Source organism: Sporosarcina sp. GW1-11, assembly GCF_033088395.1.
Lineage (GTDB): Bacteria > Bacillota > Bacilli > Bacillales_A > Planococcaceae > Sporosarcina.
In genome coordinates, this window is sequence record NZ_JAPMIW010000039.1 from 1 (window position 1) to 10,417 (window position 10,417).

The following is a 10,417-nucleotide window of genomic DNA, read 5'->3' on the forward strand; positions in this document are numbered from 1 at the left end:
GCCTCCCGCCATGAGCCAACAAGCGAAAATCGCGCTAGTTGTCTCATGGCTTCGGCCGACCCCGCAGTTGTGCCTACGCTAGTATGTACAGTGTAGTTTTAGTGGGCTTTGGCACTTACCGAATTAAACCTTTCAACTTCAATGTACATTGCTATTTATTTCCTAACTGAACGAAGGCGCCTTACAAGCGGTAGGCGGAGCAATAAGACGGATAGGTGCCCTTCCTATCCGGCTTATTGTGGGAGCCATCCGCTAGCGCCGAAGTGGGTTCAGTGATGATCACTTCTCCACATACAGAAGCGTATTGATGTGTCTTGAACAAACTGAATTATTAACCAACTTTCAATGTACTATGCTATTTATTTTCCTGACTGAACGAAGGCGCCTTACAAGCGGTAGGCGGAGCAATAAGACGGATAGGCGCTCTTCCTATCTGGCTTATTGTGGGAGCCATCCGCCAGCGCCGAAGTGGGTTCAGTGACGAATTACTTCACTATATATAGAAGCGGATTGATGTGTCTGGGACTTACTACTAGTTTGTAATGTGTCGTTGCTCGACTTTTTCATGGTACTGAAGTGAGTAAAGGTCCGCTTCCTATCACCGCTTCGGCACGTGGGGGATTGCCTCCCGCCATGAGCCAACAAGCAAAGAACGCTAGCTGTCTCATGGCTTCGGCTGACCCCGCAGTTGTGCCTACGCTAGTGAGTACAGTGTAGTTTTAGTAGGCTTTGTTACATAAGAAAATTCACTTTTAGACTTTAACGTACTATGCTACTTACTTTTCCTCACTAAACGAAGGCGCCTTACAAGCGGTAGGCTGAGCGATGAGACAGAAAGGCGATCTTCCTTTCTGGCTCATCGCGGGAGCCATCCGCCAGCGCCGAAGTGGGTTCAGTGATGAATCACTTCACTACATACAGAAGCGGTTTGAAGTGTCTTGAAGTTACTGAATCCCTCGCTAACTACAACGTACTATGCTACTTATTAAGACATCGCACCTAATTCACGTGATCTAGCTTCTGCGCTGTTGATGCAGTCGGCGATGACGGATTTGAATCGGTGGGACTCTAACGCTTTGAGTCCAGCTGCGGTTGTGCCGCCTGGGCTGGTGACGTTTGTGCGTAAGGTGCTAGGTTCTTGGCCTGTAGTTTTGAGCATGGCCGCGGCGCCTTCGAGTGTTTGAACGATTAGTTCGCGGGCGTCTGCGGCGTTTAGACCGCGTGCGACTGCTGCTTCTTCGAGTGCTTCGACTAAGTAATAAATATACGCAGGACCGCTGCCGGAAAGGGCGGTTACGGCGTGTAAGTCGTCTTCTTCCACAACTTTGACGATGCCGATTGCACTCAGTAGGCTCAGGATAGAGTCTTTCATTTCGCTTGAAACATCTTCATTGAACGCGATACCACTTGCGGATAAACCGATAGTAGCGGATGTGTTTGGCATAGAGCGTGCGATAGGTCGATTGCCAAGTCCTTTTTCGAATGTCTCGATTGAAATACCCGCGATAACAGACAAGAACGCTGTATGGTCTGTGATGTACGGACGAATATCCTTCATCACTTGCTGTACGTCTTTTGGTTTTGTCGCAAGCACGACTAAATCGATTTCTTTTATGAATGAACGATCCTCACAAACTTTCGTAATACCATAGCGATCTTCCAATTCGCATAGACGATCTGCGTCTGAGCGATTCATGACATATATTTGTTTCCCCGGTAATACATTCTTCTCAACAATTCCTGCAATAATTGCTTCGGCCATTGAACCGGCGCCTACGAATAAAATCTTCTCCATGTAAATACATCCCCTATAGTGATTATTCTGTTAAATATGTACATATAAAAAAGCGCTTTCGTCCCTAAACATCAGGACGAAAACGCTTGGTTTCCGCGGTGCCACCTAAATTTGCTGTTTGTGTACAGCACAACTTCATGCCTTCTTTATCGCAGAAGATACGGTCGTGTTTCCACAACAGCTCGGAAGGAGGTTCAATGGGGAGTGGGATGCATGGCTCACAGCCTTGACCATACTCTCTTTTATCCGTCACCACATCTACTGATCTTCCTCAACGCTCGTTCCATCTATTTTTATGATTATGTCATGTACCTACTAAAATGTCAAACTATGATTAGCTTTCTAAGAACAGATAAACAATCAAAAGAACGATCAAGACGCTAATGGATACAAGGACGATTTTCATGATACTGAGCGGATAATTTCCGGAAACTTTCCCCGTCTGTCCATTGACGATAAATTGATAAACTTTTTGATTGAACTGAAAGGAAGAAATCCAGATTGGTAATAAAATATGCTTATACGTAATATCTGTATAATCGGTAGATAAACTCACGACTTGAACGATATCACCCGGTACAGTTTGCTCAATTCCGCGCGTAATACCATTTCTCATGACGTCTTGTGCTTCCAAAAAGCCTTGTTGCAAGGACGTTTGATAGCGTTCAGCGAAAAAGCCAGACATATATTCTAGTTTATAATCAGTTAAGCTCGTTAATTGGAAAGGTTGGACTTTTTGCAGGAGTTTCGGCTCGACGGTGGAAGATGCTTTGATCAATACATCGTCAAAAAACTCCCGATAATTTCCACTTTCCTGATGCCAACGAATTTTCTGCACTTGTTCGGTCACTTGTCTCGGCTTGCCATCTTCAAACACCGTACGAGTCACCGTTTCGTAATAATAGTTTCCGACGCGTACAACATAGTGCGACTCGGTATGACTGTCATACGTCCAGTAAGGTAAATACGCGCCGGAAATTTTATGCAGACGATAAGTTTTTTTTAATTGCGTCGGGGCAAAGAAATGCCCTTTAATCCATACTCTAAACTTATCAAGTGCTTGCTCTTGTGAAATCTGGAAGGGGATGAGTAGTCCGGGTTGGATTCCTGCCTCCTTTTCCGTCACGGAAATATGCGAAGAACCACAAAACGAACAAAAGTCCGCTACTACATTGGCATCGAGAACAGACTCCGCCCCACAGTTTTGACATTGAAAGACGCGCTTCTCTTCTTGCCATACATGATTCCGACTGTTACCCGCAGACTCGAAATCTAACTCTACTGTATGATCGTACGTCGCTTCGATCGGCCTTTCATGACCGCAAAACGGACATTTTAATCCTTTTGATTCCGGATTGTATTCAGTATTTCCACCGCAAGACGTACATTTAATATTCTCCGTATGTTCTACGACGGTCTGTTGTTTATCGTCAAATGAAGTCAAAACGCATCCCTCACTTTACGACAATGCCTCACCGCACTCTGCACAAAACTTTGCGTTCGGCAAATTAGCATGTGAGCACGAAGGACATTTTTTTTCTGAAACTTGTGCGGTGCCACACACATTGCAGAATTTCGCATCTTTTGGAATCTGTGCATCACAGTTGATACAAGTAGCTTTCTCAGCAACTGCTGATTTACCACACTCTGGACAGAATTTGGCATTTATATCAATCGTCGCTTGGCAATGCGGACAAGCTTTCGTTGGCGTAGCTGCTTGCGTCGGCTGATTTGTCGGATTCATCGCATTGGACATCACTTGCCCCATGGACATACCCGCACCCATACCGACACCCGCTCCAGCTAACCCGCCACCTTCGTTTTGTGCCGCGTCTCGAATCGCTTCAGCTGCTTGGTACTGCTGATATTGCTGCATATTGCCGAGCACACCCATTGTCGTGCGCTTATCCATCGCTTCTTCCACTTCTTTCGGAAGGGATAGATTTTCGATATATAATGAAGTAATCTCAAAACCGAACTCCGCGAAACGGGGAATCATTTTCTGCTTACTTAATTCACTTAATTCGTCATAATGCATCGCTAAATCGAGCGCAGGGATTTGTGACTCCGCGAATAAATCAGATAGACCTGAAATAATCATTTTCTTCAAATGACCTTCAATCGCACTCGTATCATATGAACTGTTCGTTCCAAATAACTCACGTAAAAAGACGACGGGCTCTTTCACTCGGTACGAATAAATCCCATAACCACGAAGACGAATCATCCCGAAATCATGATCACGCATCATAATTGGATTGGACGTACCCCATTTTTGATTAATAAATTGCTTCGTATTAATAAAATACACTTCCGCTTTAAACGGTGAATTAAAACCATACTTCCAAGACTTTAATTTCGTTAAAACGGGCATATTTTGAGTGTAGAGAACATGTCTCCCCGGACCAAAGACGTCCGCAATTTCCCCTTCATTCACCATGATCGCCACTTGAGATTCGCGAACAGTTAGCTCCGCACCCATTTTAATCTCGTTATTATGCACAGGGAACTGATACACTAATGTATTCGTCTGTTGATCTTGCCATTCGATGACTTCGATAAATTGATTCTTGAAAAAACCGAAAACTCCCATTGAAAACCCTCCATCTCGACAGTCTTTTGCAAAACCTGCAATTTCTTGTAGTATACCATACGAAGGACGATGAATTTTGGTTTCATTTCGGGATAAATATTTTATAAGCCGTCACGTGACGCATAGGAAAAAAAGGTGTACAATAGAATGAATAGTCATTCACCTTTGAGGGGGATTTTTTTATGATTCATAAAATCGCGACACCTACACCATTTGGCGTGGGAGATGTAAATAGTTTTTTACTAAAAGGTGATACGTTAACGCTAGTCGATGCGGGTACGAAAACACCTGAAGCGTATGAAGTGTTAAAACAAGAATTGCGAAAGTTAGGTTATTCATTCAATGATATTGAGCAAGTTTTCGTAACGCATCATCATCCCGATCATTGCGGTTGGATCGAAGCGTTCGATCGTGCGGAAATTCAAGGGCATCCGTATTTGAATTATTGGTTATCACGTGATCCTGAATTTATGGAACGTCATGATCGTTTTTATATACAATCGATGCATGAGGTAGGTGTGCCCGAGGAACATAATAAATGGCTTAAACGTTTCCGACGTTCCGTTGAGTTGATGGGCGATCGTCCTGTCGATCGTGTAGTAAATGAAGGCGATGAGTTGCCAGGGCATCCGGGGTGGATCGTGCAGGAGTCATTAGGCCATGCGCAAAGCCATTTATCTTTGTGGAATGAACGCGAAGGAATGGTAATCGGTGGGGATTTATTACTGGAGAAAATAAATTCCAATCCATTGGTCGAACCACCTTTTAAAGAACAACAAGGTCGTCCACGGTCATTGCTTCAATACAATGCGTCCCTTACACGTCTACTCGATTTACCAGTGAAGATCGTTTACGCTGGACACGGAGGAGATATTTATAATGCGCATGAATTGATTACAGAACGTCTCGCAAAACAGCAAGAACGTGCTATGAAAGTATTTGAGATGATTAAAGAAAAACCACAAACGGTGTATGAATTAACTCAACGTCTGTTTCCAGCTGTCTATGAACAAGAGCTTGGGCTGACATTATCTGTAACGCTAGGTCAACTAGATTATTTGGTTTCCCGGGAAATGATTGAAGAAACGCTTGACAACAACGGAGTGCATCAATATGCGGTCTGCTAAAACCGTTCTGATTACGGGTGCGACGAGTGGTGTTGGATTTGAACTGGCGAAGCGTTTAGCTAGTGTTGGTTTTCGCGTGCTCGCTACGGGGCGAAATGCGGGTGCGCTACAACAGCTTCAAGCGCTTGGGATCGAAGGGTTTTGTGCAGATTTGCGAGATACGAAGCAGCTAGATTGGCTTGTGTCCCGCGTAGGTGTGCCGGATATTGTAGTGTACTCTGCTGGTGTCGGGCGCTTTAATTTGGCACAAGATGTAACGGACGACGAGATGGAAGAGATGTTTCAGATGAATGTGTTCGTTCCTATGCAGCTGACGCAACGTTTGCTGCCTAGCATGATGGAGCGAAAGAGTGGGCATTTACTATTTATTGGCTCGCAGGCTGGAAAAGTGGCGACTCTGAAGACGTCTGTCTATGCAGCGACGAAACATGCGTTGATTGGGTATACGAACGCCTTGCGAATGGAAGTTGCGCCTTTTCAGCTTGATGTGTCTGTCGTTCATCCGGGTCCGATTGATACACCGTTTATAGAGTTGGCGGATCAAACCGGAAGTTATAAGCAAGCGCTAGGCTCTCACGTATTGTCTGTAGAATCGGTTGTCGATGCGATAGTGAAGACAATTGAGCGTCCGAACCGGGATGTCAATGTACCGCGTGTAATGGGTTTGACGAGTAAGTTATACGCCCTCGCGCCATCTGTTGTTGAAGTAGTCGGCAAGCCGTTTTTTTATAAAAAGTAATTGATTACTACACGATTACCCTCTAATGGGGACAATCGTGTTTTTTTGCGTTAAATAATTTTATTATGTCAAGTGGATTTTACGTAAAAAGAAGTTTGAATAGTTTGTAATAAATGATATAGTAGTATTGAAGTTCACAAAAAAGACATATAGTAGTATCTGAAAAATGAGGATGACTAATTGCTCTTTCAACTAGAATCCGACACCTTGATGAGTACGGTCATGTAGTGGATGGAAGGGTGGGATTCATATGTTAGCGAGTGAACATGGACAGAACATTTGGAAGTATGCATTTGCGAGTGTGGCGGTTACCGTCAGTTCCCTCGGTTTTGGACGGATGTCATACGGAATACTTATGCCATTTATGAAAGAAAACTTGGAGATGTCGTATAAGCAAGCGGGAATGCTTGCGACGACGATTTCCATTGGCTATTTAGTCATGGTCATTTTTGTTGGTTTACTAGCGGCAAAAGTCGGTGCGAAAAAGCTCGTTATTTTTGGAACGGGACTCGTGTCGTTCGGCTTGTTTATACTATCGCTTGTACCAAGTTACGGACTGTCGATGATAGCTATGCTTATTCTCGGTATTGGAACCGCTTTCACTTATACGCCGCTGATCACGATACTTGTCGGCTGGTTCCCTAGAAAGCGTGGGATGCTCATAGGGTTTCTCGTGAGTGGCATGGGGCTTGGGACGTTGATATCAAGCGCGTTAATACCATTTTTCACGACCTGGTTCGGGGATATGGGCTGGCGCTATCTTTGGTTTTTCTATGGAGTCTTGTCGATTGTATCGATTGTCATTGCGATGAGTATTTTACGCGATCCACCGATTCCATTGCTGAAGAAAGAACAGCAAAAACGCTCGTTCTGGAAGTTCGTTTATTTTAATAAACGGGTATTGCGTGTCGCGTTCATCTATGGATTGGTCGGCTTTACGTATTTAGTGCCTCAAAGTTTTTTATTCAGTTATATTCTCGAAGTCGGCTTGACGAAATATCAGGCAGGACAGATTATGGCGATTAGTGGCGTGATGGCGATTCTCAGTGGACCGCTTTGGGGTGGTATATCGGATCGCATTGGACGAAAATCCGCCTTATTATGTACACTCGGTATTGGTGCGGTTTCGTTACTAATTCCTGTGTTGTTCCCAGTCTACATCGGCCTCATCGCAAGTCAGTTCTTTTGGGGAGCGACGATTGTTGGGATGCTGTCGCTTTGCCAGGCGATGTCAACGGAGCAAGTACATCCAACGTATGCACCCGTTGCACTTGGCTACGTGACGTTCTTCTTTGCGGCGGGGCAGCTGTTTGGGCCGGGGATTGGCGGCTGGATTATTGATCATTTCCAGCAGATTCCGTTGGCGTTGATCATGTGCAGTGTGTCGCTCGCGGTTGCGTTTGTGCTGTCAATTCGAATGAAAGAACATGCGGTAGACTTGGATGCGACGGAGCTGGAGGCTAAGCCGGTGCCATCTGCTTAACAAATGCAAGTGAATAGTAAAATTAGGTACTACGTCTTCGAACAATTTTGTGAGAAGCTAGTATCTTTTTTTTGTGTCAGCGATTGGAAAACTTGGCTACATAGCTAGAATGTGCATATATATGTAATTGGCGACAGCTAAAGAAAAGAACGCAAGACAAGTTTTTTATCACTGAGTGAAACGATTTCACCCCTTATACGTATAGAAAGTATGCAACAAAATCTTGAAACTGAAAAAGGGTGTTGATGATGTTAAATTTATTACTATTTTCATTAGTTGTAGGTGTTGTCGGGAGCGCGATTGTTGTTCCGTTGCTCGCTGTAAAAACGAAAGAACAAGCGAAATCTGTAAGCCGGTGGGTCGTTTTAGGGACGCTTTCGGTTATTGGCACGATTGGTGTTTTCGTTTTTTATTACGTAACGAATATAGATCGGAACTGGACGTCGCTTTGGGCACTGTTTCTTGTCGTTACTGTTTTAGGGGCAGTTTTTTCTAAAGGAATCGAGCGCAAAGTGAAAATGGTCGTATCCCTTGCTGCGCTAATCGTCGGTGTGTATGTGTTAAGTGCCCCACTTTTCAATGCGAATAAAAAGTATGAAGCAGTCGAGATGACTACTAAAGTAGAGATCACGGCGTTTGATGATACAAAAACGCCCGCAAGTGTACCACCCAAATTTGCACGCAACAAAATGAAAAAGGCGTTCGGTCAAGTACCGAATACGAGCTATTATGAACTGGGACATTTACAAATTCAAAAAGTGAAAGATGAATTTGTGTATATTGCACCTGTTGAGTTTTCAGGTTTCTTTAAATGGTTTAACGGTAAAACGACACCAGGTTATTTCACGATGAGCGCAACTGATTCGTCGGATAATCCTAAGTTTATTCAAGCGGAAATGGCCTATACGCCGTCCTCTTACTTCCATAAAAAAGTGGATCGTAAAATGCGTATGGCTATGCCGAATTTAATATTTTATGGCGATGTTCAACTGGAAGTCGATGATGAAGGGAAGCCGCATTATATTCGCACCTACGGGGAATTCATTTCAGCACGTAACGGATTTGAAGCCAAAGGGATCGTGCTGTTGGATCCTAAAACAGGCGCAACGAAGAAGTATGCGTTAAAAGATGTTCCTGAATTTATTAACGGAGCGGTTTCACCCGAAGCGGTCAGCCTTCAAAATAGTTATTTTGGAAAGTATATTCATGGATTTTGGAATTCAATTGTCGGGAAAAAAGATGTGAAAATTCCTTCAGATGAAGGAACAGAAGCGAATGTTAGCCCGATTTTTGATGCGCAAGGACATATGTATTATTTCACTGATTTTACCAGTCCGAAAGAAGGCGTCGATTCCATGCTTGGCTATGCATTAACAGATGGCCGAACGGGGAAAGCGACATATTATACGGGCAATTTGGAAGAGTCATATATGGATTCACAAGGTGCGCTCCAAATTATTGAAAAGAAATTCATCGAAAAGAAATGGAGCGGGGAAATGCCAGTCTTGTACAACTTTTACGGTGAAGCGAGTTGGTTGACGCCGGTACTGGATTCGAATGGATTCTTGCAAAATTACTTTATTGTATCCGCCGCAAATCCGGAAATCTCCGTCTATGCGAATTCACCAAACGAGGCGTTGAAATTGTATAAAACGGCACTTCAACGAGGGGGAAGTTCGGTCGATGGAAGTTCTAGTGCAGAAGAAGCGAAAGCGGCGGTCAAAGTTGTACGTGTATTTAAAGAACGTAGCGGTGATTTTACGCTAGTCTCAATTCTCGCAGAAGATGGCCGAAACTTCCTCGTTTCATCGGAAGTGGAACCACTGGCGATTTATGTTGAAGTAGGCGATCAACTGACTGTTACGTATTTGGAGACAGGTGAATTATTTTTACCTGTAAAGGAATTAACGAATAGCAGTATGTAAGTGGGGGATGCCCTTTCATGGAAAATTTATTTTGATGTTTAATAAAAACAACAAGTCACCTTTCACTAGCGGAAGGTGACTTGTTGTTTTTACTAATGCATTCGCTTATTTATCCTCGTCAACCCCAGTGGTGTCATCTGCTTGGATTGAATCTACCGTAGGGGGTACTTTCTTAATATCGTAATATTTGTCCGATCCTAATCCACCTTCACTAATCATTTTCGAAATTTCCTTCGTCCGCATTTCTTTCTTTTTGATGATTTTTTTACGGTCATGTTCGGTCATTTACGTTTCCTCCTTTTTTATAAAAAGCGTGGATCAATAGCTAACCTTCTACCACTATTTTACCACATGTGAACACACTATTGCCAATTATCTGACGTTTGTAAATAAAACCTAACGTTCGTGGAAAACAATACAATTATTTTTTAAAAACCTGTCCACTTTTTGACCCCTGCTCTCTATATAGAGGGAAAAAGGGGTTTTTCCTATGACACACTATCTTTCTACTTACGCAAAATTCGCAAACAAAGAACAATTAGACGCGGCAGCACGCAAGCATTCAGACATTCACTACAATGCGATGAATAAAACAGATCGTGCGGTCCTGGAGATGATTCGCTGCTATTCGGTGAAGTATTTAGCCGCACACTTGAAGCATGAAACGATGGAAAAGAAATTACATGTATCAAATTCTACAATTCGCCGTTCATTACGAAAATTAGCTAAGCTAGAAATCATTGAGCGAATTCATT

The 10,417-nt window shown here is 43.5% G+C and carries 9 protein-coding genes; 5 read left to right on the forward strand and 4 right to left on the reverse strand.

The genetic code is table 11. The features are described 5' to 3' along the window. Window positions 1–985 precede the first annotated feature (985 nt). The 3 genes from proC to ORD22_RS14960 form a co-directional block, all read right to left on the reverse strand. Window positions 986–1,795 (reverse strand): pyrroline-5-carboxylate reductase, encoded by an 810-nt coding sequence (gene proC, locus ORD22_RS14950; protein WP_317646949.1) that lies wholly within the window; start codon window positions 1,793–1,795, stop codon window positions 986–988. 334 nt (window positions 1,796–2,129) lie between these two features. Further along, complete coding sequence (locus ORD22_RS14955; protein WP_317646950.1) at window positions 2,130–3,239, reverse strand: TFIIB-type zinc ribbon-containing protein; 1,110 nt, start codon at window positions 3,237–3,239, stop codon at window positions 2,130–2,132. Between the two features lie 15 nt (window positions 3,240–3,254). Continuing rightward, window positions 3,255–4,388 (reverse strand): SPFH domain-containing protein, encoded by a 1,134-nt coding sequence (locus ORD22_RS14960; protein WP_317646951.1) that lies wholly within the window; start codon window positions 4,386–4,388, stop codon window positions 3,255–3,257. A gap of 182 nt (window positions 4,389–4,570) precedes the next feature. Here ORD22_RS14960 and ORD22_RS14965 point away from each other — a divergent pair, with 182 nt between their 5' ends. The 4 genes from ORD22_RS14965 (at window position 4,571) to ORD22_RS14980 (ending at window position 9,662) form a co-directional block, all read left to right on the forward strand. Next, window positions 4,571–5,515, forward strand: coding sequence for an MBL fold metallo-hydrolase (locus tag ORD22_RS14965; protein ID WP_317646952.1), 945 nt, complete (start codon window positions 4,571–4,573; stop codon window positions 5,513–5,515). Next, window positions 5,502–6,254 carry an SDR family NAD(P)-dependent oxidoreductase gene (locus ORD22_RS14970; RefSeq protein ID WP_317646953.1) on the forward strand — a complete coding sequence of 251 codons (753 nt, stop codon included), beginning with the start codon at window positions 5,502–5,504 and terminating at the stop codon, window positions 6,252–6,254. Before ORD22_RS14965 ends, ORD22_RS14970 begins: the two co-directional genes overlap by 14 nt. Before the next feature lie 250 nt (window positions 6,255–6,504). Next, window positions 6,505–7,737 carry a YbfB/YjiJ family MFS transporter gene (locus tag ORD22_RS14975; RefSeq protein ID WP_317646954.1) on the forward strand — a complete coding sequence of 411 codons (1,233 nt, stop codon included), beginning with the start codon at window positions 6,505–6,507 and terminating at the stop codon, window positions 7,735–7,737. Between the two features lie 248 nt (window positions 7,738–7,985). Further along, the gene (locus ORD22_RS14980; protein WP_317646958.1) at window positions 7,986–9,662 is read left to right on the forward strand and encodes a hypothetical protein; all 1,677 of its coding nucleotides are present in this window, start codon (window positions 7,986–7,988) and stop codon (window positions 9,660–9,662) included. 105 nt (window positions 9,663–9,767) lie between these two features. Here ORD22_RS14980 and ORD22_RS14985 read toward each other — a convergent pair whose 3' ends face one another. After that, window positions 9,768–9,947, reverse strand: a complete 180-nt coding sequence (locus ORD22_RS14985; RefSeq protein ID WP_317646955.1) for a hypothetical protein — start codon at window positions 9,945–9,947, stop codon at window positions 9,768–9,770. Window positions 9,948–10,152: 205 nt separating this feature from the next. Between ORD22_RS14985 and ORD22_RS14990 the strand changes: the two genes are divergently transcribed. Continuing rightward, on the forward strand, window positions 10,153–10,417 hold a 265-nt coding region (locus ORD22_RS14990), incomplete at its 3' end, for a DeoR family transcriptional regulator (protein WP_317646956.1).

What these genes read in the sequence shown, in the direction of transcription:
- ORD22_RS14980 (WP_317646958.1), top strand. Translation starts at nt 7,986, where the DNA reads ATGTTAAATTTATTACTATTTTCATTAGTTGTAGGTGTTGTCGGGAGC.
- ORD22_RS14965 (WP_317646952.1), top strand. Translation starts at nt 4,571, where the DNA reads ATGATTCATAAAATCGCGACACCTACACCATTTGGCGTGGGAGATGTA.
- ORD22_RS14970 (WP_317646953.1), top strand. Translation starts at nt 5,502, where the DNA reads ATGCGGTCTGCTAAAACCGTTCTGATTACGGGTGCGACGAGTGGTGTT.
- ORD22_RS14975 (WP_317646954.1), top strand. Translation starts at nt 6,505, where the DNA reads ATGTTAGCGAGTGAACATGGACAGAACATTTGGAAGTATGCATTTGCG.
- ORD22_RS14985 (WP_317646955.1), bottom strand. Translation starts at nt 9,947, where the DNA reads ATGACCGAACATGACCGTAAAAAAATCATCAAAAAGAAAGAAATGCGG.
- ORD22_RS14960 (WP_317646951.1), bottom strand. Translation starts at nt 4,388, where the DNA reads ATGGGAGTTTTCGGTTTTTTCAAGAATCAATTTATCGAAGTCATCGAA.
- proC (WP_317646949.1), bottom strand. Translation starts at nt 1,795, where the DNA reads ATGGAGAAGATTTTATTCGTAGGCGCCGGTTCAATGGCCGAAGCAATT.